General features: G+C 56.2%; 23 protein-coding genes. 19 read left to right on the forward strand and 4 right to left on the reverse strand.

All coding sequences use genetic code 11. The annotated features are described in order from the left end of the window. Nucleotides 1-10: 10 nt before the first annotated feature. From HMPREF3011_RS00625 to HMPREF3011_RS00675, 11 genes are all read left to right on the forward strand, one after another. The gene (locus HMPREF3011_RS00625; protein WP_038626641.1) at nucleotides 11-640 is read left to right on the forward strand and encodes a DUF4178 domain-containing protein; all 630 of its coding nucleotides are present in this window, start codon (nucleotides 11-13) and stop codon (nucleotides 638-640) included. Between the two features lie 11 nt (nucleotides 641-651). After that, nucleotides 652-1191, forward strand: coding sequence for a DUF2617 family protein (locus HMPREF3011_RS00630; protein ID WP_141745472.1), 540 nt, complete (start codon nucleotides 652-654; stop codon nucleotides 1189-1191). A 4-nt stretch (nucleotides 1192-1195) separates the two neighbouring features. Continuing rightward, nucleotides 1196-1660, forward strand: a complete 465-nt coding sequence (locus HMPREF3011_RS00635; RefSeq protein ID WP_049181136.1) for a DUF4247 domain-containing protein — start codon at nucleotides 1196-1198, stop codon at nucleotides 1658-1660. A gap of 2 nt (nucleotides 1661-1662) precedes the next feature. Beyond that, nucleotides 1663-2172: a DUF350 domain-containing protein gene (locus HMPREF3011_RS00640; protein ID WP_080972847.1), complete on the forward strand. Its 510-nt coding sequence runs from the start codon at nucleotides 1663-1665 to the stop codon at nucleotides 2170-2172. After that, nucleotides 2173-3735, forward strand: a complete 1563-nt coding sequence (locus tag HMPREF3011_RS00645) for a polyamine aminopropyltransferase (protein WP_038626639.1) — start codon at nucleotides 2173-2175, stop codon at nucleotides 3733-3735. Between the two features lie 70 nt (nucleotides 3736-3805). Continuing rightward, nucleotides 3806-5338 carry a lysine--tRNA ligase gene (lysS, locus tag HMPREF3011_RS00650; RefSeq protein ID WP_038626637.1) on the forward strand — a complete coding sequence of 511 codons (1533 nt, stop codon included), beginning with the start codon at nucleotides 3806-3808 and terminating at the stop codon, nucleotides 5336-5338. A gap of 131 nt (nucleotides 5339-5469) precedes the next feature. Continuing rightward, on the forward strand, nucleotides 5470-6957 hold the full coding sequence (locus HMPREF3011_RS00655; protein ID WP_038626634.1) for a metallophosphoesterase family protein: 1488 nt from the start codon (nucleotides 5470-5472) through the stop codon (nucleotides 6955-6957). A gap of 122 nt (nucleotides 6958-7079) precedes the next feature. Further along, a complete protein-coding gene (locus HMPREF3011_RS00660; RefSeq protein WP_038626632.1) occupies nucleotides 7080-8486 on the forward strand; it encodes an acyl-CoA dehydrogenase family protein in 1407 nt (468 codons plus the stop codon). Nucleotides 8487-8528: 42 nt separating this feature from the next. Continuing rightward, nucleotides 8529-9740, forward strand: coding sequence for an acyl-CoA dehydrogenase family protein (locus HMPREF3011_RS00665; RefSeq protein WP_070840975.1), 1212 nt, complete (start codon nucleotides 8529-8531; stop codon nucleotides 9738-9740). Between the two features lie 220 nt (nucleotides 9741-9960). Further along, nucleotides 9961-11418 carry a purple acid phosphatase family protein gene (locus HMPREF3011_RS00670; RefSeq protein WP_038626628.1) on the forward strand — a complete coding sequence of 486 codons (1458 nt, stop codon included), beginning with the start codon at nucleotides 9961-9963 and terminating at the stop codon, nucleotides 11416-11418. Nucleotides 11419-11567: 149 nt separating this feature from the next. Further along, nucleotides 11568-12395 carry a hypothetical protein gene (locus tag HMPREF3011_RS00675; RefSeq protein ID WP_038626626.1) on the forward strand — a complete coding sequence of 276 codons (828 nt, stop codon included), beginning with the start codon at nucleotides 11568-11570 and terminating at the stop codon, nucleotides 12393-12395. A gap of 112 nt (nucleotides 12396-12507) precedes the next feature. Here HMPREF3011_RS00675 and HMPREF3011_RS00680 read toward each other — a convergent pair whose 3' ends face one another. Continuing rightward, nucleotides 12508-14226, reverse strand: a complete 1719-nt coding sequence (locus HMPREF3011_RS00680; RefSeq protein WP_038626623.1) for an AMP-binding protein — start codon at nucleotides 14224-14226, stop codon at nucleotides 12508-12510. 194 nt (nucleotides 14227-14420) lie between these two features. On the opposite strand from HMPREF3011_RS00680, the gene HMPREF3011_RS00685 reads away from it, so the two are divergent. Continuing rightward, on the forward strand, nucleotides 14421-14687 hold the full coding sequence (locus tag HMPREF3011_RS00685; protein WP_016421471.1) for a hypothetical protein: 267 nt from the start codon (nucleotides 14421-14423) through the stop codon (nucleotides 14685-14687). A 108-nt stretch (nucleotides 14688-14795) separates the two neighbouring features. On the opposite strand, the gene HMPREF3011_RS00690 is transcribed toward HMPREF3011_RS00685, so the two are convergent. After that, nucleotides 14796-15503, reverse strand: coding sequence for a hypothetical protein (locus tag HMPREF3011_RS00690; RefSeq protein WP_070840976.1), 708 nt, complete (start codon nucleotides 15501-15503; stop codon nucleotides 14796-14798). 2 nt (nucleotides 15504-15505) lie between these two features. After that, nucleotides 15506-16255, reverse strand: coding sequence for a hypothetical protein (locus tag HMPREF3011_RS00695; RefSeq protein WP_016421469.1), 750 nt, complete (start codon nucleotides 16253-16255; stop codon nucleotides 15506-15508). A 192-nt stretch (nucleotides 16256-16447) separates the two neighbouring features. Between HMPREF3011_RS00695 and HMPREF3011_RS00700 the strand changes: the two genes are divergently transcribed. The 7 genes from HMPREF3011_RS00700 to HMPREF3011_RS00730 all read left to right on the forward strand — a co-directional run bounded on the left by HMPREF3011_RS00700 (nucleotide 16448) and on the right by HMPREF3011_RS00730 (nucleotide 24157). Then, complete coding sequence (locus HMPREF3011_RS00700; RefSeq protein WP_016421468.1) at nucleotides 16448-17206, forward strand: hypothetical protein; 759 nt, start codon at nucleotides 16448-16450, stop codon at nucleotides 17204-17206. After that, nucleotides 17203-18504, forward strand: a complete 1302-nt coding sequence (locus HMPREF3011_RS00705; RefSeq protein ID WP_016421467.1) for a hypothetical protein — start codon at nucleotides 17203-17205, stop codon at nucleotides 18502-18504. Before HMPREF3011_RS00700 ends, HMPREF3011_RS00705 begins: the two co-directional genes overlap by 4 nt. Further along, nucleotides 18491-19390, forward strand: coding sequence for a hypothetical protein (locus HMPREF3011_RS00710; RefSeq protein WP_016421466.1), 900 nt, complete (start codon nucleotides 18491-18493; stop codon nucleotides 19388-19390). The genes HMPREF3011_RS00705 and HMPREF3011_RS00710 overlap by 14 nt, the downstream gene beginning before the upstream one ends. 115 nt (nucleotides 19391-19505) lie before the next feature. Beyond that, complete coding sequence (locus HMPREF3011_RS00715) at nucleotides 19506-21125, forward strand: Hsp70 family protein (protein ID WP_070840977.1); 1620 nt, start codon at nucleotides 19506-19508, stop codon at nucleotides 21123-21125. Continuing rightward, on the forward strand, nucleotides 21125-21718 hold the full coding sequence (locus HMPREF3011_RS00720; protein WP_016421464.1) for a hypothetical protein: 594 nt from the start codon (nucleotides 21125-21127) through the stop codon (nucleotides 21716-21718). Before HMPREF3011_RS00715 ends, HMPREF3011_RS00720 begins: the two co-directional genes overlap by 1 nt. After that, nucleotides 21715-23310, forward strand: a complete 1596-nt coding sequence (locus HMPREF3011_RS00725) for a serine/threonine-protein kinase (RefSeq protein WP_016421463.1) — start codon at nucleotides 21715-21717, stop codon at nucleotides 23308-23310. The genes HMPREF3011_RS00720 and HMPREF3011_RS00725 overlap by 4 nt, the downstream gene beginning before the upstream one ends. A 46-nt stretch (nucleotides 23311-23356) precedes the next feature. After that, entirely contained in the window at nucleotides 23357-24157 is an 801-nt protein-coding gene (locus HMPREF3011_RS00730; RefSeq protein WP_246821370.1) for a hypothetical protein, read from the forward strand. Here the strand turns inward: HMPREF3011_RS00730 and HMPREF3011_RS10865 are convergent. Further along, entirely contained in the window at nucleotides 24154-24348 is a 195-nt protein-coding gene (locus HMPREF3011_RS10865) for a DUF4236 domain-containing protein (protein WP_016421461.1), read from the reverse strand. The genes HMPREF3011_RS00730 and HMPREF3011_RS10865 overlap by 4 nt on opposite strands. Between the last annotated feature and the right edge of the window lie 213 nt (nucleotides 24349-24561).

Raw genomic sequence — 24561 nt, forward strand, 5'->3', positions numbered from 1 at the left:
CACACTATCGATGGGATTAATCCTAGTGAACAGCATTGTCATAATCGGCATCATCCTCGTTGTCATCGGGGTCATCGTCGTTGTTGTAGCGCGTCGGAATACTCAGGTTCCGGGGTCTGATCGGGAGCGCTTCGTCGATCCACTGATGACTGATGAGTACCGCAAGTACGGCCCAACCTCTGTCGCACCGGGCGCAATCCTGAACTACGGTGGTGCCTCTCATGTTGTGCGCGGATCACTTGAGCTCTCTCAGGGACCGTTCCGCTGGTGGGAACATCTCGTCGACGGTGGGGCAGATGGTTCTTGGTTCGGCGTTGAGGAAGATGAGGGTGAAGTCATCCTCACCTGGTGGCGCAAGCTTCCAGGTAGCTTCAAACCAGCTAATCCCATCGTTGTCGACGGTGTGGAGTACTGGGAGGAAGAGCGGGGGACCGCCCGCTACACCGCGATTGGCACCACTGGGCTGCCGCCCGAGGGGGCTACGGACTTCGTCGACTACAAGTCCGGTGACGGTCGCTTGCTCGGACTGGAACGCTACGGTGACTCGATGTGGGAGGCATCCACCGGTATTAGGATTCTTCCCGGTGAGATTGATGTTATGGCAGCGCCGGACCATAATCCGGACACGGACAATCGCTAGTGACGGTCACTATGTCGCTGGCAATTCTAGATGTGCCGTTCAAAGACACCGCTGCGGAGCAACTCCGCGTTGCTTTTGACGGCCAAGTCCCGGACACCCTCTGCGAGGCGGTTATCTCACACCCCGACGGCAAAACACCGTCGCTGACGCTCGGTGTCCTCGGAGCGTCGCATGTGGTTTTCGTCGGTAAGCGGGAGAACCCGTGCTTTACCGAGGAGATTTCCTGTACTGCGACACACGGTGTGCCTCTGAGCGGGGCGGGCGTGATGGTGAAAGCTCGTGTGGAGAACCTCTCGCCAGAAGCCTTCGCTCAGCGCGCAAATGCTTTACGGCGTGAGTTCGGAGCGGGACATCCCCATTCGGTCGTCGCAGAGTTTCCCGGTTCTCCCGGCGCGCTGACTGTGTTGTCTGCGGAGCCGATTGAGCAGGGGTATCGCTGGGATACGTGGCACGGCTACCCGCCGGGGCAGCTCGTGTGGACGTCGAATACTTGGACTGCCGTTGCTGGTAACCATGGGGCTGAGGCAGACCGCGTAAAGGGAGGTTCCTGAGTCTATGGGACGCGGAAGTATTGGTTACGCACTGATCGTTGTCGGCATTATGGTCACGCTGGCTGGTTTCTTCGTCGGCGGGAAATCTGCGGAAGAGAGGATTAGCGAGCGCTATCAGTCCGCGCCCGGCGCAGCATCTGCGACGCAGGTCAGCAGCGGAATTGATCGACGTTGGACCTGTGGCGACCGCGACCCCATTGAGGTGGGGCGTGAGCTGAAAGAAGAGATCAAGCCACAGGCCTACAACGAAGATGGCGGGGCGGCGTACCTGAGGACGAAGAAGCACCTGTTCATCGTTTCGCGTCAGACCCCTGAGGCAGGGTCGAAGGACACGTGCCTGATAACCAGAGAATCACTTAGTGGCCGCTATTCGGGTGGGCACTTCATCTATCTCGGCCCCGGTTTCGGTCCCTCCGCCCCCTCCGGCGGTTCGGGTGGATCGGCCGGATCATTCGGAGGAGCGAAATAAACATGGGACCAGTAACGTACATGGCCACCACCGGGACGGCTATCCTCACGGCGCAGTCGGAGACATCAGAGACAGCGCAGTCAACAGTGGGCGAGCATCTGGCCGTCGGAGTACCGGCCACCATCGGTTACTTCCTTGCGGGTGCCCTAGTGCTTGTAGTCGGATTCATTGTCCTTGATCTGATTACCCCTGGGAAACTGCGCGACCTGGTGTTTCTCGAAAACCGTGCGGGCGCCGCGATGATAGCGGGCTCACAGCAGATTGCGCTGGCCTGCATTGTCGTTTCGGTAATCCGCGCATCCGACGACGCCCTGATGATTGGCCTGGGGGAGACCCTCGTCTACGGTGCCCTCGGCATTGTGCTGCAGGCAGCATCGCTGCTGGTGCTGGAAGCCCTGATTCCGGGGCGCTTCCGTGATGTCGTGATGGACGCGAAAGTACGCCCCCGAGCGGCGTTGGCTGCGACCGCCTTCATCGTTATCGGTGTGATTAACGCGGTGGCGCTGTCATAGATGGAGACCACCACGACTTCCCGGCGTTGGCGGGCTCTCCTGCTGGGCTCTGTGGCGGCCTGCGCTGCCTGCGGCCTGGTCTATGAGCTGGCGCTACTGGCGCTGTCGGCTTCTCTTGGCCGCGGTGACGTCGTTGCGAATTCCCTGATTGTGGCCGGTTATGTCGCAGCGCTGGGTTTTGGCGCCGTCGTGGCGAAACCGTTTGTGCGCCGTGCCGCGGTGTCTTTCCTCGGTATCGAGTGTGCTTTGGGTTTGCTCGGCGGTGTGTCCGCAACCGCCCTGTACTGGGTATTTTCGGTTACAGGTGAGAGCCTAGGAGCATTGGTCGCTGCCACTTTCATAATCGGAACGCTGGTTGGCGCCGAGGTGCCGTTACTCATGACACTTCTGCAGACCGGTCGGACGTCCTCCGCAGAGGACACCGGTCGCGTGCTGGCGAATCTCAACGCCGCGGACTACTTCGGAGCCTTGGTCGGCGGTTTAATCTGGCCGTTTGTGCTCCTGCCTACAGTGGGAATGCTGAAGGCCACTGCCATCGCCGGACTGATCAACGTCACCGCGGCATTGGTAATTGCCGCGCTGCTACTGAAGCAGATGTTGTCCCGCCGGGCACTTGTCACAGCTGTCGCCGCCCTCGTCGCGGCGCTGGTTGGGTTGGTTGCGTTGCTGGCCGGAATCCGGGACATCGAGGCGACCGCCCGGCAGTCGCTCTACGCCCAACCCATTGTTTTTGCCAAGCACTCGAAGTACCAGGACATCGTCGTCACCCGATTTGGCGGGGACCGGCGGCTTTATCTCGACGGGGGACTGCAGTACTCCAGTCGTGACGAGTACCGCTACACCGAGTCGCTGGTCTACCCGGCGGTGGATAAAGACACGAAGTCGGCATTGATTCTCGGCGGGGGAGATGGGCTGGCTGCCCGGGAGCTGCTGCGGATGCCCAACATCGAGCGCATTGTTCAGGTCGATCTGGATCCGGACGTCATCGAGGTCGCCCGCACTGTGCTGCGGGAAGATAACGGCGGCAGCCTGGACAATCCCCGAGTGGAGAAGGTTACTGCGGATGCTTTCGCATGGCTCCACGATCAGGCACGTGGCAAGACCCAGACGCAAAAATTCGACGCCATCTACGCAGATCTTCCCGATCCCGACAACGCAGTGTTAGCCAAGCTTTACTCTCAGGAGTTTTACGGGTTAATCCGTACGGTGGCCGCGCCGGGCGCGAAGCTGGTGGTGCAGTCGGGTTCGCCATTTTCGACGCCGCAGGCCTTCTGGCGCACCGACAGCTCGATTCGTGCCGCAGGCTGGTCGACCACTCCGTACCATGTGCATGTTCCCACCTTCGGGGACTGGGGGTTTGTACTCGCGCAGGCCGAGCCTGAGCCTCCTACGCTCGAGCTTTACGACGGCGCCCCGCCGCTGAAATTCCTCACTCCTGACGTGGCTCGGGCTGCGGCTGTGTTCGGTGCTGATAACGGTCCGCAACAATTGGAACCGTCGACACTGGCTCATCCTCGAATTGTGGAGGATATTCGTCGAGGTTGGCGGCAGGCGGGGGAGTAGTGCGCTGAGTATTTCGCAAAGAGCCGGGCGAGTAGCAGGTCGGCGGTGTAGTCGGCTAACCTTTATAGCCGTGACTGACGCGAAGAAGACCCCTGAAAACACCGCCACCGTTCCTGAGCAGCTGCGCATTCGACGCGAGAAGCGTGACCGCCTGCTCGAGGCTGGAATTCAGCCGTACCCGGTCGAGGTTCCCCGTACGCACTCTCTCAAGGATGTCCGCGAAGAGTGGGGCCACCTCGAGGCCGGCGAGGAGACTCAGGATGTCGTGACCGTCATTGGTCGTGTCATGTTTATCCGTAATACCGGCAAGCTCTGCTTTGCCGCTCTGCAGGAGGGCGACGGCACGACCCTGCAGGCCATGCTTTCCAAGGCTGAGGTCGGCGAGGACGCCCTGGCTGCTTGGAAGTCGGACGTAGATATGGGCGACTTCGTCCTCATTACTGGCCGCGTAATTTCTTCGCGCCGCGGCGAGTTGTCCGTAATGGCTACCAAGTGGCAGATGGCCTCGAAGGCTCTGCGTCCATTGCCGGTGTCGTTCGCTGATCTGTCCGAGGACAGCCGTGTGCGTCACCGTTACACGGACCTGATTATGCGTGAGCAGGCTCGTACTAACGCACTGACTCGCATCAAGGTCATCCGCGAGCTGCGCCACGCCCTTGAACGTCGCGGTTTCCTCGAGGTCGAAACCCCGATGTTGCAGACTCTGCACGGCGGTGCAGCTGCACGTCCATTCGTGACTCATTCCAACGCTTTGGACATTGATCTCTACCTGCGTATCGCGCCGGAGCTTTTCCTCAAGCGCTGCGTCGTCGGCGGTATGGAGCGAGTCTTTGAGATTAACCGTAACTTCCGTAACGAGGGCATCGACTCCTCGCACAGCCCGGAGTTCGCGATGCTGGAGTACTACGAGGCCTTCGGCACCTACGATGACTCCGCCCGCACCGTCCGCGAGGTCATTCAGGAAATCTGCGTCGCGGTCTTCGGTTCGACGACCGTTACGCTTGCCGACGGCACGGAGTTCGACTTCGGCGGCGAGTGGAAGCAGATTGAGATGTACCCGTCGCTGAACGAGGCACTTGCTCGCAAGTTCCCTGGTCAGCCGGAAGTCACCATCGACTCGACCGTCGAGGAGCTAAAAGCAATCGCCGACGTGATTGGACTTGAGGTTCCGGAGAAGGGCGGCTGGGGCCACGGCAAGCTGGTCGAGGAAATCTGGGAGCTGCTCTGTGAAGATCAGCTCGACGGTCCTATTTTCGTCCGCGACTTCCCGGTCGAGACCTCTCCGCTGACTCGTCAGCACCGCTCCAAGCCGGGCGTGACCGAGAAGTGGGATCTTTACGTCCGTGGCTTCGAGCTGGCTACCGGCTACTCCGAGCTGGTTGACCCGGTTGTCCAGCGTGAGCGCTTCGAGGACCAGGCGCGACTGGCCGCCGGTGGCGACGACGAGGCCATGGTTCTAGACGAGGACTTCCTGCACGCAATGGAACAGGGCATGCCGCCGACGACCGGTGTGGGTATGGGCATTGACCGCCTGCTGATGGCCTTGACCGGTCTCGGTATTCGCGAAACCGTGCTGTTCCCGATTGTGAAGCCGGAAGCGTAAGCGACGCTTCTTTTTAGCATGAAGTTATTCAAGTAGTGGTCAGCCGGAAAATTACGGCTGGTCGGCGAATTCATGTGTAGTTATCCCGGTGTTATCACCGGGATTATCTTTATCCCGTAATTTCTTCACCCATGACTTCGGTAAATGGGAATAAGAAAATTAATCGGCGATCCGTATTGCGCTTGGGAGCAGCAGCGGGAGCGGTAGCGGTGGCCGTCAATAGCGTCGGGACGCGAGCAGTTGCATCGGCGGCTCCGAACCAGGCGCCGTTTCCATTAACAGGTTTGACCAGTGGCCTCGTGGTGACGGATCTGGAAGTCGTGACCGTGACCGATACGTCAGTGACATTTTCGTGGGCGACGTATGCAGGCCCACATCCAGCGTGGGGGAAGCTGGCTCCACTGGCACCGGCCGATACTGAAGTTGCGCTAGTGCCAGTCGACGCTGATGAGGGCGGCGAGCTGCCCGTGGTGTATAAGGACGAGGCGCAGGTTGGCTACCACTTTGTGACCGTCGATAAGCTGCGGCCTGGAACCACGTACCGTTTCGAATGTCGATCGAATGGGCTGGTCGCCGAGCCGGGATTAATTACCCGAAACCTCCCCGATACGCCTGAACAAACTGGACGGTTCACGACGTTGGTCGCTCCGGAGGGGGAGTATCTGACCACGATTGCCATCCTCAACGACACGCATATCGGCGAAAACGGGCACGGTATTGTTGTCGGCAATTTGCCTGCACCTATTTTCCCTGAAGCCGGTGCCGCACCGTACCCCGAGGTCATGTTGACGGCTGCCCTCGCTGAGCTTCGGGGGATGGGTATTGAAAGGGTTTTCATCAACGGTGATGCCACGTCGGAGGCACGTCCGGTGGAGGTACGTCGATTTGCCGAGATTATGAATACTTTTGGCGCTCAGGGGCAGCAGTGGTTTGTCACCCGCGGAAATCACGATCGTCCGCATAAGCCAGATGCCGATCCGTCTGCTGGCTACGACGAATTCCCGGTTTTGGAGGGCACCGAAGATCATCGCGATCCCTTCGGAGTCCTACTGGGGCGTCCGCGACAAGAACTGTGGGTCACTCAGCAGGGGCCGGTCCGCGTCATCGGTCTGGATTCGTCGAAATTGGATCAGTCCGGTGGCGAGATTAGCCCGGGACAGTTCGATGCACTAGAGCAAGAACTACAGCGCGACCCCAACAAGCCGACGGTTGTGCTGGCTCATCACCCAATTACTTCTGAGGCTGGCTGGACAAATGCTGCCGGCCCCATATTCATTCTCAATAGCGCTGATGCACGACGTTTGCAGCAGCTGCTTAACGACGCTTCGGGTGTATTCTTCGCGGGAGCAGGTCACACCCACCGTGCAAAGCGTACTCGCGGTGATTTTGGTGCCGGCGTTGATTATTTGGAGACCGGCGCGTGCAAGGCATACCCCGGTGGCTACACGCTGCTGCATGTCTATTCCGGTGGTTACCAGGTTAATTTCCATCGTTTGAGCAGTGAAGATGCGCTTGCGTGGACTGCGCGTGCCCGTTGGGCGATGTACGGCTTCGAGCCCGAGGCGCTGCTTGGTGAGCTCGCTGATCGCAACTACGTTGTTAACCGTGTTATCGCCTGACAAGTTAGAAACCTGAAAGTTTTCTGTTACTTGGCAATGTTTTTTCAATTCCTGTGACAACGGTCACGTGATTCATTTATTGTTATGCCAGTAATAGTTCTGACTCGAAAGGCCATGATCACATGAGCGAGAAGAAGAACCGCGAAGATTCGACTGTCGGCCGCAATAACCCTGGTCGCGACGCTATCGGAGCGGCAATGCGGTTCATCACGTCGATTACTGGTTCGGACTTCGCCCAGAAGTACGACCTTCAGCCAAAGATCGACCGCGTGGTGTACCAGTCCACCAAGTCCGGTTTTAAGACCCTTGGTGCCGCGAATCGTCAGTTTAAGAAGATTTCCGGTTCCGGTAAGCCGGAGCGTCCGGCTGAGGAAGCCCAGGCTGCACAGGAGGCCGCAGCCGAGGAGAAGGCAAAGAAGCTCTTCGACCTCACCCCGACCGAGGATCAGCAGATGATCGTCGAGACGGTGAAGGAGTTCGCTGAGTCTCGTCTGCGCGAGGCTGCTTACAAGTCCGACCACGAGGCAACTCCGCCGGAGAACCTCGTCTCTGAGGCTTCTGAGCTGGGCGTCACCATGATCAACGTTCCGGAGGCTTTCGAGGGCATCGCTACAGGTGAGGACGTCACCACCAACGCGCTGGTCGCAGAGGCTCTGTCTTACGGAGACATGGGTCTGGCTCTGGCTGTGCTGGCTCCGGCCGGTGTCGCTGCCACCCTGACCGCTCACGGCTCCGACTCGCAGCAGAAGACCTACCTGCCGGCATTCGCTGGCGAGAACGTCCCGGCTGCCGCTGTTGTTCTCGCAGAGCCGCGTCCGCTTTTCGACGCGCGCAAGCCTGAAACCACCGCGAAGCGCGAGGGCGATTCGCTGGTACTCAACGGTGTTAAGTCCTTCGTTCCGAACGCCGGCGCAGCTGAGCTGTTCATCATCGGTGTTGAGCTCGAGGGTAAGCCAGCTCTGGTTATCGTTGAGTCCGACACTGAGGGCCTCCACGTTGAGGCTGACCCGTCCATGGGTCTGCGCGGTGCCGCAATGGGCCGTGTCATCCTGAAGGATGTCAAGGTTCCGGCTGAGAACATTCTCGGCGGTGCTAGCACCTCTGCTGAGGATCGTGAAGAGGCATACCTCGACATTCTGCGTCGTTCCCGCCTCGGCTGGGCTGCGCTTGCAATGGGTACTTCTCAGGCAGTTCTCGACTACGTCATTCCTTACGTCAACGAGCGTCAGGCATTCGGCGAGCCGATTTCCCACCGCCAGGCAGTGGCCTTCATGGTCGCCGATATCAAGATTGAGCTCGATGGTCTCCGTATGATCACCCTCCGCGGTGCTTCCCGCGCTGACCAGGGCCGCGGCTTCGCTCGCGAGGCAGCTCTGGCTAAGACCTTCGCCACGGAAAAGGGTATGAAGATTGGTTCCGACGGTGTGCAGCTGCTCGGTGGACACGGCTTCACCAAGGAGCACCCGGTTGAGCGTTGGTACCGTGACCTCCGCGCAATTGGTGTCGCCGAAGGCATCGTCGTTCTGTAAACCGCTAGATACTTCAGCCGAAAAGAATTAAGAGGAAAGAAAATGATTAACCTCGAACTGCCGAAGTTCCTCAAGGCGGGCGCGTCCCAGTCGCATCAGGCCGCCGCTGAGATCTTCCGACCGATTTCCCGTAAGTACGATCTCGCTGAGCACGAGTACCCGAAGGAACTCGACACCCTTGCCTCCATGATGGACGGCATGGCAGATGGTGGCCGTGGCTTCTCCGGTGCTTCCGGTGGACGTGGCGATGACAAGAAAAAGAAGCGTACCGGTGTGAAAAACGGTGGCAACATGGCTTCGCTGCTCAACGTTATTGAGACTTGCTGGGGTGACGTGGGTCTGACCCTGTCCCTGCCGTACCAGGGTCTGGGTAACGCAGCTATCGCAGCTGTTGCTACTGATGAGCAGCTGGAGGCTTTCGGTAAGACCTGGGCTTCCATGGCAATTACCGAGCCGTCCTTCGGTTCTGACTCCTCCGCTGTTTCCACCACTGCCAAGCTCGATGGTGACGAGTACGTCATCAACGGTGAGAAGATCTTCGTTACTGCTGGTGAGCGTTCCGATTCCGTCGTTGTGTGGGCGACCCTGGACAAGTCCAAGGGCCGCGCTGCCATCAAGTCCTTCCTGGTGAAGAAGGGCACCCCGGGCTTCACCGTGGAGCGCCTGGAAGAGAAGCTGGGTATTCGTTCCTCGGATACTGCAGTGCTCCGCCTGGACAACGTCCGCGTCCCGAAGGAGAATCTGCTGGGTTCCCCGGACATTGACGTTAAGAAGTCCTTCGCCGGCGCAATGGCGACCTTCGACAACACTCTTCCGCTGGTTGCCGGTATGGCCATCGGTGTCTCCCGTGCTTCGCTGGAAGAGCTGCGTCGCATTCTGGAAGAGGCTGGCATCGAGATTGACTACGATGCACCGGCACACACCCAGAGCGCTGCTGCAGCTGAGTACCTGAAGCTGGAGTCCGATTGGGAGGCTGCGTACCTCCTGGCTCTGCGCGCTGCGTGGATGGCTGACAACAAGCAGCCGAACACCCTGGAGGCTTCTGAGTGTAAGGCCAAGGCCGGCCGCGCAGGCACTGAGATCTGCTTGCGTGCCGTTCAGCTGGCAGGCACCTTCGGTTACTCCGAGCGTAACCTGCTGGAGAAGTGGTCCCGCGACGTCAAGATCCTGGATATCTTCGAGGGAACCCAGCAGATTCAGCAGCTGGTTGTTGCTCGCCGCACCCTGGGGCTGTCCTCCAAGGAACTGAAGTAATTACAGCTTCAGAGCAATCTACATACTGGTGAGCCGGTAAAAGTTCACTTGAGATGCTCAAGCCCCATTTCTTAAAACACCGTCCTTCCATGACCTGGTAGGGCGGTGTTTTATTTTGCGCTGTTGTAGTCGTGTGTCTTTTGTTGTTGTGCTCCTATTTTTCTGAGATTAGAGGAAGAGTTCATCTATTTTTCATCTTTAGGTTCTAGGCTTATTGGCCATGAGCATTTCCCGCCGGGCCTACCTCTCTGTTGCAACTCTTGCTGCAAGTTCAATGGCCGTCGCGAAAACCTCGGGAGCGTACGGCCTGGAGTACGTCACGTCGGGGCTGGGGCTTACCCAGTCGGATTCCAAGTCGTGGCAGGTACTGGCTAGCGACTTGGAGGTCATTACTGTTACAGATACGTCAGTGGCATTTACATGGGCAACATATGCTCCGGGAGTGCAGACAGCGTATGGCTTTATTAAACCGACCGTTCCTTCGGATGAGCGGGTGCTGCTTGCTCCAGCGGATTCAACGCAGCTAGAGCTCGTGCACGAGGGGTACTCAGAGTCGGGCTACCACCATGTGGTCATTGACGGGTTGGAGCCGGGACGGGAGTACCGCTTTGAGTGCTGGTCCCACAACTGCCGCGCGGTCCCATCGCTGAATATCACCATAAGCAAGACGGCGCCGGAGAAGACAGGCGTCGTAAGTACTCTGCCAGCGTTGGCGGGTGCACATTTGGCGACGTTCGCGCTGACGAATGACACACACATTGGTAAGCCCAATCACGACGGCATTCGCATTGGCAACCTCGGTCTTTCCTCTGATCCAGGAGAGCAGCCTTTCGCCTCTATGCAATTGCAGGGACTGGTGGACACGGTAAAGGCTGCCGGGTTAGACACTCTCGTCGTCAATGGCGATTGCACGGATAGCAACCGCCCTGAGGAGTATGACGAGCTCATCAGGGTTTTGGATACTTTCGGTGAGTTTGGGAAAAACTGGTTTGTCACCCGTGGTAATCACGATGTGCACCCGCCCGGACTGCCCAATATCAATGGTTTCCGGGGACGCGGAATCCGCAAGGGCAAGACCGCGGTTCCGGATTACTTCAGCCAGCGTCTTGTGCCGACGCAGCAGCACTGGTCGACTCGCGTCGGCGAAGTGCGTCTCATCGGTGTTGATACCGCCGAGTTTGGTTATGCAGGTGGGCGTATTAATGAGCGCCAGATGCGTGCATTGCGTGCTGAACTTGCAGAGGATCCAGAGCGTCCGACAATTTTGTTTGCGCACCACCCGTTTACTCAGGATGCGGTGCGTTCGCATTTCGGTGGTGAGGCATTCATGGTCGAGGCTCAACAGGCCAAGATTTTCCAGGAGATCCTGGCTGCCACGCCGGGCGCCAAAGGTGTGTTCGCTGGTCATACGCACCGTAGCCGTCGTGGTATTGCTGACTATGGGGATACGGACTTCTGTGAGCGGGGTGCTGCACTTGGCTATCCGGGTGGATACACGCAGATTCGAGTGCACACTGACGGTTACCAGATCAGCTACCACCGCACCACAACACCGCAGTCGCTGGCCTGGTCAACGAAGACTCGTTGGTCGATGTTCGGGTTGGAGCCAGAGTTTATGCTGGGAAAGATCTCCGATCGGAACTACGTCAATTTCTTCAAGAACAAAGTGCCACTCTGAGCTAGTGCTAGCTTCTAGCAGGGTACGCTGGGCAACGCATAGTGTTAATGGAAAATACGTAGTGGCAAGTTCCGCTGTGGGCGAAGTCGCAAGCCACCACGTTATTGGCCGAGCACAAGTGTGGCTCTGAAGTAATAAGGAATTTAGCGATGACCGACCAGTACAACCCGCGTTCGTCCTCCCCGCAGGATTGGGAGCAGGACGGTTATGCAACATCTGCCTGGGAGCAGCCGCAGGGTGGGGCTCAAGACGAGTACCAGCCTCAGTACCAGTACCAGTCGCAGGGGCCGAACCAGGGAGGTTCACCCCAGCAGTATCCGGCTTATCAGCAGGCTCCGGTACCTGAGCAGAAGAGCAACAACGGTCTGTACGTGGTTTTGGGCATCGTCGGTGTCGCACTTGCAGCGGTCGCCGGTATCGGTGGCGCGTACTACCTGAATAATTCCTCCGATAATTCCCCGCAGTCTCCCGATACGGTTGCGGCAGGGGACTCGTCGTCAAGCACTGCGTCCCCGGCGCCGGTGGAGACGTACACGGAAACCTATACCCAGACCGTCGAGCCGGAAACGACGAAGCAGCCGGAGAGCAGCGCTCCTACCACTACGCAGCGGGGAAATTTTGGTCTTCGCGCGTTCGGTATGAATCGCGATGATATCGATGCCAAAGGTTGGGTTGGCAGTACCGCTCGCTGCTCGGGTGGGTATTACGCGCGTGTGTTGGCGGAGACTTCTTCGGGTAAGGCCGTGATTTGTGAGAACTCCAATAACCGCCAGCAGCGCCATTACATTGGTGACTTCGGTGAGATTTCGGATACCCCGGATGCGTACACAGTAGATAGTTTCTCCGGGAACCGTGCTGTCGCGAAAAATGGTGGCTACACGTATACCGTCACTCCGAATGCGGTAACCGTGACCCAGGACGGCGAAGAGATTTTCCGTGAGCCCGTCACGGACTACGGTGTTTTGAACGCTGGCTAATCAGCTCTAGTTCTTCCTAGGACACGCAAAAAGGACGCGGTAAATTCCATAACGGAAGTTTTTACCGCGTCCTTTTCGTGTCTGCCGTTCGCTTTACGACGGTCCCTGCGCCCTAAGCCACCTTCTCCTCGGTGACATTCTCCCACGGCTTCGGCAGGTGGCGAGGAACCACCTTGCCGACTGCGTTGCGTGGCAGTTCATCGAGGAACACGGTCTCGCGCGGAACGGCGAATCGGCTGAGGCGCTGCTTGACGTATGTGCGAATCTGCTCATTGGTCAGGGCGCGGCCCTCAGGGGAGTCGTCGCGGACAACCCAGGCGACCAGGGCCTGACCGAAGCGCTCATCCGGGACACCTGCGACTGCGCACTCGCGGATACCCTCGAGCTGGCTGAGTGCATCTTCGGTCTGGCGTGGGAAGACGTTCTCGCCACCGGAGACAATCATGTCGTCCTCGCGACCGGAGATGTAGAGCAAGCCGTTTTCCATGCGACCCAGGTCACCGGTACAGACCATGCCGTCAATGACCTGCTTGTCCGCGCCCGGGCGGGTGTAGCCCTCGTACAACATGTTGTTGCCGACGAAGATTCGACCGGTCTCGCCGTCGGCGACGCGGTTGCCGTCTTCGTCGAGAATCTGGACACGAGTGCCCAGCGGTGCGCGACCAGCTGTGGTTGGGTTTGCCTTGAGCTCATCCGGGTTAGCAATGGTTGCCCAGCTGACCTCCGTGGAACCGTACTGGTTGTAGAGAACCGGCCCGAAGCGCTCGAGGGTCTTGGTGACAATTCCCTCTGGAATAGCCGAACCGCAGGATGCGATGACCTTTAGCGATGTCGCGCCGATGTCGTAGTTGTCCGGGAGAATCTCAATCATGCGCTGCAGCATGGTCGGCACCAGGAAGATGGTGTGCGGAGAGTGCTGCTCGATAATGCGCAGGCTGTCGGCTGGATCGAACTTGCGGCGCATAATCATGGTGGAACGCAGTGCGATGCACAGCTGCGCAGTCGCGAATCCCCAGGTGTGGAACAGCGGAGCCGCAAGGTAAGCCGGGCGACGCTGACGCAGAGGAATTCGGCTCATGATGGAAGATGCCGGCATCCAGCTGCGCGGCTCCGGACGCTTGGCACCCTTTGGAGTGCCGGTGGTTCCGGAAGTCAGAATAATAACGCGGCCACGGCGCGGGCGGGTTGGCAGCTCGGCGGTCGGCCACTTTGCCGGCGGTGCTGTCTTCAGCATCTCCTGCATGGAGGTCCAGCCCTCGCGAACGCAGGAGGTGTCACCGTAGTTTTCAAACCACGACACGGCGACCGGGCACTCATCGAAGTCCTCCGGCAGCATGTGAGTGAATTCCTCATCAATGAACAGGAAGTCAATCTTCTGTTCACGAATTACGGCCAGAGTCTGCTCGGCGGAGGCGCCGGTATTGAGCAGCACCAGGTCGGTGCCGAGACGACCGTGGGCACACAGAGCCATAATGAAACCGCGGTGGTTGCGAGCCAGCACACCGATGCGGTCGCGCTGCTGAATATCGCCGTGACGGAGTGCTCGCGCCAGGGCAGTGGAGCGCTCGTGCAGCTCCTCGTAGGTCAGCGAGCCGCCATCATCAATAATCGCAGTGTGGTGCGGATCGCGGCCGGCTGCAATGCCGAGGAGACCAGCTGGCAGGAAGTCCCAGCGGTAGATGGAACTTAATGCCTTACCAGCCGCGCCGGGCCCCATCGAGCCGAGGACGCCAGCCTGAGTCACCGGTGCGAGTCCGAGAACGAGGTCCGAGGTAGCTCGCGAAGCTTTGCGCACCTTATTGAGAATCGAGGTCTGTGGATTAGATGTCATAGTCACTCATCTTCCGTGGTTCATGTCCTGTGGTCTTCGGAGAGGCCTAATCAGGCGAAACCTCATCGGTAGGACTGCCGATTTAGTTTCTTTTACAGTAAGAATAAGTGTCCTAGGTCACTTTTGTGCGCCTTTTTGCAAAATTTTTTATCAGAAACGAATAGTTGTGAAGATATGAGGCGTGACCAGTGAAGATGGTCAAGTATCAGTTCTCTTTCGCAGCTCAATGGGTGCTGACCTTAGCCGGGGAGGGTTCTGGTTTGGAGCTGATTCTTTTGGGGAAAGCTCCTGAAACGTGTTCTAATCCAGCTGCGCCCTCGACTCGGTGGCGAAGGGCGAACCTATCCGATACGACTCCAGTCCAGACCACTACGGTGACGTCGACTGAGGAGCTGGACGATGATCGCGATGACGTTGATGACACGGATGATGATCGTGACGATGACCGTGTGAACAATTAGTCTTCTAATCGGCGCCGTAGATTTTGTGAATTATCGGCCCCACGTAACCCATGAACCCCAGCTCACTAGTGAGCTGGGGTTCATGGGCGTTTATGGCAGGGACGCTATTTATTGTTCTTCAGTGTCCTGTTTCTTATTGAGCTCAGCGGCATTACTGACCTTTTCGGCAATATCTGTGGCCTTTTCCTCTGCGTCGGCCCATGGCCCAGAGTCAGAGACCCACACATTGAGCCGAAGATAATCATCATTGTGGATGATTGATTTTAAGCAGCCGTCGGTTAATTTCCCTGTCTTGTCGTCACTACTTTCTCCGCTAACTAGAATGATGATCTCCCCGTCGGGATTTTCGAACTCGTACGAGCAGCCAACGCCTAGGGAGCCCCAACTAGTCTGTTGCGCCCCTGTTTCTGCGGGCATGTAGTCGCGAGCATCGCAGACGTTCAGCCAGTCGAGCGCCTTTTTGTAGTTATAAGCGGCTGCGGCAGCTTGGTCGGACTTGAGGCTCTCGCGATGAGTTTTCGAGTTCTTGTCCTCCAGCTCATCAATCTTTGTTTGCAGCTCGCTTTCCCGCTCCTCTGCCTGCTGTTGCAACGAGTAAATCTCTTCATTCGCGCTTGCAAGTTCGGACTCAGCATTCTTACCGCCCATGGCAAAACCTGCCGCGCCGGCAACAATCACTCCGACTGCGCCAAGGATGAGCGGCAACGTCAATGGCTTACTCTTTCCGGACTTAGTGCCGAAAGCTCTCTCCGACACTTTCTCGGAAGTGCCCGACTGGTTGCTATTCCACGGATCGATGGGTTCGTGAGTGCTCATTTTTATCCGACTACCTTTACTTTCTGTGCAATTGTGATGGGTTCGAATCCCGGTTGCTGGGCTGTCACAGCAACGATGTATTCACCGGGTCCTGTAAACGTTGCGTAGGCCTTCTCCCCAAACCGGCGAACGATTTGGCAAGGAGTATGTTGTCCAGTCACACCTGCGCTGGCACTTGCAGTCGGCTTGCCTTCGGCATCGTAGACCTCCACCTTGTTTTCGCAGGTTTCAGTTCCTCCGGTCTGGCTGAAATTCCACAGCAACCTGACGTTTGCTTCGCCATCAACCAGGGGATAGGTCAACAGGCTATTGGCCCCCTCGAAAGGAAACGTGATCCGAGCAGTGTCGAAGCCGCCCAATTCTTTTTGGTGAGCAGTTGCGTCAATCTTGACGTTTTGGCGCTTGGCGCTGCCAGGCTCCATGCCGCCAATTTTGGTCAGCTCCATCGAGCTGTTCAGCGTTACTACACCAGAGTCATCGTCCGAATCCGAAAGTTCGCTGTTGGGAGAATTCTTATCCTGCGAACTGTTGGCATATTCCTGTTCTGGATCTTCCGACTCGGTCGAACTCTCAGTCGAGCTAGGGGTCTCGGATTGTGCATCAGAAGCAGGGGACGTTTCTGTAACTGTCACCACTGCGGGGGACTCCGGGGCAGCGTTGTTAGTGGGCATACCTGAGCAGCCAATCAGGGTCAGGGCAGTCGCGGCGGCTGCCGCAGCCAAAACGTGCTTTGAATGAAACTGGGATGACATGGGCGTTAAAAACCTCCGAGTTAAGCGCCGAATAAGCGTTTTCTTCATCTGCTTGACGACGCTATAGCGGAGGCCTCAGAAGCGGTACGGGAGTTCTCCCGGTGACTTTCACTACCCGTGCAGGTTTAACTAAATCCTGTCGGGTTCAGCGAATTAATCGTTGGACAAAGGATTGAGGGAAAGAACCGTTTAATGAACCTCCAACAGCTGAAAGATGTGGCCAAAAGCTACTTCTCAAAAACCACAGATATTGTGAAGGGTGTTCCAGATCGTACTAAAGGTTGGCGCGGTGATTTGGAGGATCAAGGAATTATTCCAAACCGTGTTGGTGTAGATCAAGAAGGTCGTATCATTCCGCCATTTTTTGTTTGGTGGGCACCCTGGATGTTTCGAGTCGTACTCATTATCGCCGGATTCATAATTGGCGGAATTTTGGAATCCATCAATAGTGGACCATATCCAGATACGGCGATGTTGATTCCATTCGCCATGGGGTTTGCGATGTGGTTCTTGCGAAATCAGACTAGTTGGATTCCCGGCCTCATTATCACGGTGCTGGCAGTCACCGCAGCATCGCTTATGTCTAAAAGCGTCCTTATTTCGCTCGAAGCATTAATCCTTTTCGCTCTCGTAGTCCTAGTGGAATACATCTACGCTCGCGCCGCATTCGACTACAACACTGCCGCGGCGTTTGAAGAGATGAAGCAGGCGCTTTCCACGTACGGCACTGCCTATGAGCTTGAAGAACGAGAGGACACCAACGTCAACGGAGAGACTCTGACAACTGTCTCCGCGCTTGATTCGGGACGCCCTGCTCGGGCAATGATTCGACTGTTGCCGGAGCATGTAGACCCCGGATGGCTTATCGCAGTAGATCCCGCCAGGCGGTTTATGACAGGCCTATCTCCAGAACAGCGTGTTCGCATCAGTGAGATTCAGGAGCAGATGTGAGTCTGAATCCCGCAGTTCGAGACAACCTAGCTGAAAACTTATTTTCACCAGGCGCAGTGCCAACGGGCGCCAAGTTAGCTCAGCTGATTGCTGACATTCCCATGGGCGGAGATGCCTCTTCCTCGGATTTTTGGGAAGCGCGTGTCCGTTTAATTCGAGACCTGTTGTTCTTCGGTAAGCAGTCCCAGCGCGCACTGGACATTATCGATGAGCTGCACACCGAAGATTTTGTCGACGCAGTGCGAAAGAAGTTCGGTGTTTCTTTTCGACTTGTTCTCAAACGAGTACAGCGTCCTCAGTACTTCTTCACTGATGTGCAGATGAAGGCAGTTAAGGAGGGGTTCTTGAAGCCGTATGCAAAGGGCAGCGGAAAAGCGATTACCGAGCACGGGCTTGAAGAGTTCTTCGATCGGATATTGGTTCCAACGTCTAACCGCATGGAGCTCCGTGAATACGTCGACGTTGAAGATAGCCAGGAAATTGAGACTGATCCGACGAACAACGCGGAGAAACGAGTCTGGGCGGCCTTTGATGAGGCCAGTAGTGCAAATACCGACATTCGGTCGATTGCAGACGTCATTGCGAGCGGTTTTCGTGAACAGTCCGAAGGCTTTATTGACGGCAAGCCAATCGATAGCGACATGCTGAAGAGTGCAACTAAATCCATCGGTGCGAACTTTCGTACCGGTTCGCCAGAGGCTGAAACCCGCACCGGTTTTATTCGAAGGTTGCAAGCAGTCGATGATCCAGCGGATTTAGTGACTCGACATACTTTCGGTCTGCTTAACGACGGAACGTCGCTGGACCCAATGAGACTTCGTAAAGAATTGCAAATTGCTGAGGGAGCCTACTGTTCTAGTTCCGATTCAACAATTGAGAATCGCGTTCTTCAAAACGTCAATCCTGACGATGTCCTGAAGGCTGATACCGGAAGGGGAAAATCGGATTTTAAGACGCCCCATGCCGGTGAAGGGGATGCGATTGCCAAGGAGTTATTACGATTTCTTTCTCCATTTGTTGTGCTCGGTTTAATAGTGCAGTTCATGCAGGAGGGTAATGGATTTATTGCTGTACCGGTTCTGGCTATTTTTGTCGGTATCTTGTGGGCGTTGGTAAAGAAGCGAGTGGCAAAACGATGGATTGCTGTTTTTGGAATCGTATATTTCATTGCCATGGGGGTTATAAATGATAATTTCTATGAATTAGGATGGGTTCTATTTTCTATATTTATCATTACATTTGTGTCGATTGCCTATCTATTCGCTAAGGGGAAGGAATATAAAAATGGGGTTCTTTAATAACAAAAAGGATGAAAATAAAAGGTCGGTTAAACATTCAGACGGTCGTGCTGATGAGTATCAGGAACGAGATCCTAAGTATCCGGAGGTTGACTTCGGTGGAGCGCATAATTTCGCCCCGCTGCCGAATTTTGATGAGTCCTTCGGCCCCCGGGGCACGGTCGACAATGGTGATACCACAGGTCAGGAGCCGGTCGAGTATTCCGGAGATCCAAAACTAGACACCGACGAAGCTGCATGGTCCAAGGTTGAGAACGTCGAATTTGACGGTGTTGAATTTGGTGGTGCCGAGTTTGGCCATGATGAAGACACCGCGGAAGGAGTTCCAGCCCAGCAGGATTTTCCTCCCGCGACAGTGGAAGAGCTCCCAGAAACGGATGCTGAAAGTACCGCAGGTGTTGCGGCCGGGAACGTCGTAAAGCAGTTGGATTTGATTCAAACACGGCTGGACACAATGAACGCAGTATTGCGCTCTCAAAGTGAAGAGTTGGAAGCGCTGACTGATCGTCGTTGGTACGCCCAGTTGATGCCGCTGGCGGAAAAGTTGGCGGCCATCCATGACGGGATTTGCGCTGACCTTTCGCGGCTCGAAGAAACTACCGAAACTGATGGCAGTGACCTGTATTCGACCCTGGATTTCCTGCAGGACTCGATCGCAGATGCGCTTCAGTCCATGGGAGTGGCAATTACAGAGGCGAAGGTGGGCGATGCCTTTGATTCTTCAATTCACCGTCGTACCAAATTCGCGGATTCGGATAACCCCGCGCTGCACCGCACGCTGGCGCCATCACGACGAATCTCGCACTACTACACCTTCACCAGTTCTACCAGTCCAATTGTGGTGGCCAAGGCGCCGGTCACGGTGTACCGGCACAGCGGCAACTAGGCCAAAACTCGAGTCTGAACAGAGCACAGCTCGAGTCCGGCCAGCACACAACTAGAGCGCTGACACGGCAAAAGAAGTCAAGAATCCAACAGATTTCAGAATAAGGAGAAAAATCATGGCTGAACGTATTTACGGCATCGATCTGGGCACATCCAATAGCGCAATTTCCTACGTGGACTCACTGGGTGTTCCTGTCATTCAAGAAAACCTCGACGGAGATCTGTCGACACCAAGTGTGGTGTGGTTTGAATCGAAGGCCAATACCGTTGTCGGAAAGCTGTCACGTGAAGAGAAGCTCTTCAGCCCCAATGACGTCATCGAGCTGGTGAAGCGGAGCATCGGCACCGATAAGAAATGGAATTTCAGCGGGAAGGCGTATACCCCGGAGGAGATTTCTTCATTGATTTTGCGCTCGTTGGTTCCAGACGAAGCAGCTGACGACGAGATTTCGGCAGTTATTACTGTGCCGGCATATTTTGGTGCGAAGGAGCGCGAGGCAACTCGCAACGCAGGGCAGATTGCTAATTTCAATGTGTTGGAGCTGGTAGCAGAACCGGTTGCTGCGGCCCTCTACTACGACTCCAAGCAGCCTCTAAAGGACAAGACCTTGCTGGTGTATGACCTCGGAGGCGGTACATTCGATGCCACGATTGTGCAGGGGATTGACAACACCTTCCGGGTTATTGCCACCGACGGTGATGCTCGACTGGGCGGTGCTGACTGGGATAAGGCGCTTGGTGAATTTATCCTGGATAAATTCATTGAGCAGACTGGTGACGAGGAGGCGGAAAACGATGAGACCTTCGTCGCTAAGTTGCATGAGCAGACGGTGAACTGTAAAGAGGCGCTGAGTAATGCGGAAAGCGCCACTGTGCGACTTGCCAGTGACTCTGGTTCCCGCGCCAAGTTTGCCGTTACCCGCGAAGACTTGGAGCGTGTCACGGCGCCATTGCTCGAGCAGACGGAGATTCCTTTGACCCGTGTATTGGAGACGGCAAAGGAAAAGGAGCCGGGACTGACAATTGATGAGGTCATCCTGGTGGGTGGATCTTCGCGAATGACCGCCGTAACCAAACTGGTGGAGCGTCTGACGGGTAAGAAGCCACTGTTGGTTGAGCCTGATCTAGCCGTTGCTAAGGGTGCTGCCCTTGCTGCGATGATCAGCAAGCTCGGGGGAGTGGTTAATGCTGAGTCCAGCCCTGCTGTCCAACAGCAGTCAATTGCGCAGATCGCGGCTGAGACAGGGATTGACGCCGGGCAGCTAGCCGCGCTGTCGGAGAAGAAGGTGGCAAATGTATTGCCAAAGTCGATTGGCATTCGAGTTGTCGATCATCTGAACAACCCGTACATCGACTATCTGGTCAACCAGAATGACATGATTCCCCTGTCTGAGCCGGTGGTCCGGGAGTATTCGACCGTAGCTGATGGCCAAGAGGAAGTAGATTTGACGCTGTATCAGCAGGCCAGTGACGTTCCATCCGAAGATGTCGCTCTCAATGACATCATTAGTGGATCGGAATCTATGCTGACAGGTATCCCGCCGTTGCCCAAGGGTCAGCCAATTCAGGTTAAGTTCTTTGTAGCAGCAGACGGCATGATTACCGTGGAAGGCACTCACGTTCCATCGGGTCGCTCAATCGAATCCCACGTGCGCATTGGTGTGATGAATGAGGAAGAGATTTCGGCTGCTCGCACGACGATGATGAAGGTTTCTGTCAGCCAAGGAGATAACTGATGACCGACGATCGCACTCTAATCCCGGGCGTCGATGACATTGACAGCGGTGCAAATTCCGATACTGATGGTCGAAATCGGAAGATTCTGCTGTTCGTGCTCGCCATTCTGGTTGTCGTCATCCTGGCAATGGTGGTCTGGATCCTAAATTTCCGCTCTAACCAGCAGGATAACGCCGACGGGTTGTTTGAAACCACTGAAAGCACCGAAGTGGAAGTCTCGCCGTCCTACTATGTGGGCGATGATCAGGAACCAACCTCGACTACAATCGCACCGCCTGCCGACGATCGGTTCGTAGACCCAGAGGTCTTAGCGTCGACCGTTGATCCGACGTGCCCGATGCTGCAGAGTGCCTGGTCAAACCAGGGCTCCGATATGGACTGTGAAGCATATTACGAGGTAGTGCGGGCGCTCAGTAAACAGCGGCAAGAGCAAGGAACACTGCCAAAGCAGACGACAATCGAGATTGAGTATGACGGTCAGCCACTGACGATGGAATGCCAAGAAGTTTCGCCTAATTATGATTGCCGCTCTGAGTCTGGGATTCAGATTATGGTGGGTAATCTCGATGGGTCTGGGCAACGGAACCGATGACTAATCTTCCCCAGGTAGGCGATATTTTTGAGGGCTACGAGGTTGAAGCTCTCATCGGTGCCGGCAATATGGGGACTGTTTTTCGAGTACGAAATCCCAAGCTGGGCCGAAACGAAGCACTGAAAATCGTCCCACTGCCGGAAGAGGCCAGTGCTTCTAAGCGAATGGAGGCACTGTTCCAGAACGAGGTTTCTATCGCAGCCACTGTTCACGTTCCCAACGTTGTGACCGTGTTCGATGGCGGGCGAGCCGGGAACCTGCTTTGGTTCACCATGACTCTTATTAGCGGTAATTCGTTGGGCGCTGAACTGGCCGAATATCCGCCGCGCACTTTCGATAAGAGCGAGGTCATGTCGATTGGTGTGGAGATTGCTACCGCGCTAGATCGGCTAGCAAAGCACGAACCAGCGGTGATTCATGGTGATGTAAAACCATCAAATATCGTCGTAGAGCGAGATTCGTCGGGGCTTGTGTTAAGCGCGACGCTTGTGGATTTCGGTGTATCAACCGCCACTGAAATCGACAGTGTTGGCGTGACCAATCGTGTTGCCGGCTCATTGCCCTACATGGCGCCAGAGATCTTCACTAAGGGTTGCATTAGTGCAGCTAGTGACGAGTATGCGTTTGCGTGCACGATATTCGAGCTGTTGCAGGGATATAAGGCATTTCCAGCTACTGACGCGGCCAGTGCGCGGCAATTGCACTGCGGTAAGCGACCGGTTACCAACCTCGGTGCGGTAGTTGATTCGGTCTTCGCCAAGGCGTTGGCGGTTGACGCCGATGAACGCTACGAATCCTGCAATGCGTTTATTAGCGATCTCATTGCTGCGCTAAATGGTGGTGCCGTCGAGGTTCGCAATCCGAAGAACCGGAAGAAAGCCCTTGCAGCGTTCTCCGTAGTGGCATGTCTAGGCCTTATTGGTGGTGGCATTGTTGTTGCCGAACGTAGCGGCATTGGAGATGGCGGTCTCTTTAGTGCCAAGCACTTGGCACAGCCAGTAGCTATCGGAGGTTCTGCGGAACCGATGCGACTTCGCGCTCCCGATTTGGCGAAGGGGCCTCGGATTCCGGTGGGTGACCGATGGACCCTTACGTCGTTAAGCGACGTCCCCATCGGTGAGAAGAGCTGGCAGGGGATTCAGCGGATGGGAACATTCAACGGTGCTGCATATCACGCGACGCAGTTTGCTTCGGCAGATGAATTCTTGCTGCCATTTCGCCACGGTATTGATGAGAAGAAGCCGATTGCAGAGGCTGAAAATGACAAATGGCGGGGTGAAATTCTGGATGCCGTGAGCAAGAACCGGTCAGTGGCTGAACCAGCTGGCTCTGAAGTGGTGAAACTGCGAATGGAGCCCGATGGTCGCCGGCTGGATGTCCTACAAACGTCAGGCTCATTTCAAGCTGTGAACAGCGAAGGTTCCGAGGCAACACGGCCGATTAATTACTGCTTGGTTCAGCCGGCGGAAAGTTCTGCGCCATCCAGTCCCGAAGTGCTTCGTCCGGTATTTGTCGTTTTGAGTGAAGGCGATCCTTGTCCTGCTGCCTATGACACGGTGGCGGCGTGGGCAATGCAAACCACGACGAATTAAGCGATAACGCCGAGAATATTTGTTATATTTCGGATAACTATCATGAATGCCAGTCACTTCAGCCGTCGTTGGGCGATTCCCCCAGGAGCGTTGGGTAGGGTTCCTGATTCGCGGTTGGTGGCTGGTGGTGCGAGAGAAAGGCCTGGTCAACGTGACATCGCTCCCAACACTTGTGGTTGATAATTTGTGTGGGGATGCGATTGTTGCCAATCCGAGTGAGGGATTGACCATCGGGCGTGACGCCGACCTCAAAGTGGGCGAAGATAACCGCTACATGCACCGCATAGCAATGTATGTGTATGCGGAATCCGGAATGTGGTTTCTGCTCAATAACTGCGAGCACGTGACTGCAATGGTGCACATTCCGGAGGCGTCGCGGTCATTCCGGCTGGCTCCGCAACAGCGTTTTGATTTGAGCTACCCGGAGTATTTCATCCGCTTTTCCGTCAAGGATGACCAGTACGAAATTCAGATTAAACAGGATATTGAGCACGCCGATGCGAAGGTCGTGCTGCCAACTGACGGGACTGAAACCATCTCGGTTGGGGAGCTGCCGGAGCGCCAGCGTGCTCTGATCGCTGCATATGCGGAGGATTATCTGCGCGGCCGAATCGACACCATTATGGTTTCATGCACCGATGCCGAGGCCGGCCGAAAGCTGGGAGGCAAGACCGCAAAGGCAGTCGAGCATTACCGCACCGCACTTTTTGAATCCGCTTTGAGCAAGGGGCTGGTCTCAAGCAAGGAGTGGCAACGGGTTAATCAAAAGAGCCGTCTGCAGCTGGTAGTTGTCGCTGCAATCGAAGCACGATTGGTCACTGCAGACGACTTGAAACTGCTCGCTTAACGACGGTACTTGCGATAAGTCAATCCTTTAATTGGCGTGTTCACAGTAGTGGTTCGGCCGCCACGGGCATTCTTCGTCCACCGAACGGGCCCCATGCGATAGGAATATCCGAGGCCAGAACGCGATAGCGTAACCCGGGAGTTGCGGGTGGGGCGGAAGGTCTTTCGGAAGCTGAATAGTTTGAAAGCCATTGATATAAATCCATTCTCGGTGCGTCACAGACTGCCATGCGCTCTGACCGTGCTGCTTTGGACAGCATCGCTCTCTGACTGCATTGTGCCGGTGACATAAGCGGATAAATCGTGGTGCGTTTGATGGCACCACTGTCCAGATTTGGGCAGTCCAGCATGGTTTAGCTAGGGGAGAACTCCCCGGGGAGAACTCCCGTTTCTTTTGTGTCCGAG

Origin of the sequence: Corynebacterium sp. HMSC074C04, from assembly GCF_001838295.1 — a bacterium.
In the GTDB taxonomy this organism is placed as follows: Bacteria; Actinomycetota; Actinomycetes; order Mycobacteriales; family Mycobacteriaceae; genus Corynebacterium; species Corynebacterium amycolatum.

Bases quoted from the DNA above. Each gene is read 5' to 3' on its own strand.
- HMPREF3011_RS00700 (WP_016421468.1), top strand. From the start codon at position 16,448: ATGAACCTCCAACAGCTGAAAGATGTGGCCAAAAGCTACTTCTCAAAA.
- HMPREF3011_RS00640 (WP_080972847.1), top strand. From the start codon at position 1,663: ATGGGACCAGTAACGTACATGGCCACCACCGGGACGGCTATCCTCACG.
- HMPREF3011_RS00660 (WP_038626632.1), top strand. From the start codon at position 7,080: ATGAGCGAGAAGAAGAACCGCGAAGATTCGACTGTCGGCCGCAATAAC.
- HMPREF3011_RS00710 (WP_016421466.1), top strand. From the start codon at position 18,491: ATGGGGTTCTTTAATAACAAAAAGGATGAAAATAAAAGGTCGGTTAAA.
- HMPREF3011_RS00675 (WP_038626626.1), top strand. From the start codon at position 11,568: ATGACCGACCAGTACAACCCGCGTTCGTCCTCCCCGCAGGATTGGGAG.
- HMPREF3011_RS00680 (WP_038626623.1), bottom strand. From the start codon at position 14,226: ATGACATCTAATCCACAGACCTCGATTCTCAATAAGGTGCGCAAAGCT.
- HMPREF3011_RS00645 (WP_038626639.1), top strand. From the start codon at position 2,173: ATGGAGACCACCACGACTTCCCGGCGTTGGCGGGCTCTCCTGCTGGGC.
- HMPREF3011_RS00730 (WP_246821370.1), top strand. From the start codon at position 23,357: ATGCCAGTCACTTCAGCCGTCGTTGGGCGATTCCCCCAGGAGCGTTGG.
- HMPREF3011_RS00685 (WP_016421471.1), top strand. From the start codon at position 14,421: ATGGTCAAGTATCAGTTCTCTTTCGCAGCTCAATGGGTGCTGACCTTA.
- HMPREF3011_RS00655 (WP_038626634.1), top strand. From the start codon at position 5,470: ATGACTTCGGTAAATGGGAATAAGAAAATTAATCGGCGATCCGTATTG.
- HMPREF3011_RS00695 (WP_016421469.1), bottom strand. From the start codon at position 16,255: ATGTCATCCCAGTTTCATTCAAAGCACGTTTTGGCTGCGGCAGCCGCC.
- HMPREF3011_RS00725 (WP_016421463.1), top strand. From the start codon at position 21,715: ATGACTAATCTTCCCCAGGTAGGCGATATTTTTGAGGGCTACGAGGTT.
- HMPREF3011_RS00715 (WP_070840977.1), top strand. From the start codon at position 19,506: ATGGCTGAACGTATTTACGGCATCGATCTGGGCACATCCAATAGCGCA.
- HMPREF3011_RS00625 (WP_038626641.1), top strand. From the start codon at position 11: ATGGGATTAATCCTAGTGAACAGCATTGTCATAATCGGCATCATCCTC.
- HMPREF3011_RS00630 (WP_141745472.1), top strand. From the start codon at position 652: ATGTCGCTGGCAATTCTAGATGTGCCGTTCAAAGACACCGCTGCGGAG.
- HMPREF3011_RS00665 (WP_070840975.1), top strand. From the start codon at position 8,529: ATGATTAACCTCGAACTGCCGAAGTTCCTCAAGGCGGGCGCGTCCCAG.
- HMPREF3011_RS10865 (WP_016421461.1), bottom strand. From the start codon at position 24,348: ATGGCTTTCAAACTATTCAGCTTCCGAAAGACCTTCCGCCCCACCCGC.
- HMPREF3011_RS00690 (WP_070840976.1), bottom strand. From the start codon at position 15,503: ATGAGCACTCACGAACCCATCGATCCGTGGAATAGCAACCAGTCGGGC.
- HMPREF3011_RS00720 (WP_016421464.1), top strand. From the start codon at position 21,125: ATGACCGACGATCGCACTCTAATCCCGGGCGTCGATGACATTGACAGC.
- HMPREF3011_RS00635 (WP_049181136.1), top strand. From the start codon at position 1,196: ATGGGACGCGGAAGTATTGGTTACGCACTGATCGTTGTCGGCATTATG.
- HMPREF3011_RS00670 (WP_038626628.1), top strand. From the start codon at position 9,961: ATGAGCATTTCCCGCCGGGCCTACCTCTCTGTTGCAACTCTTGCTGCA.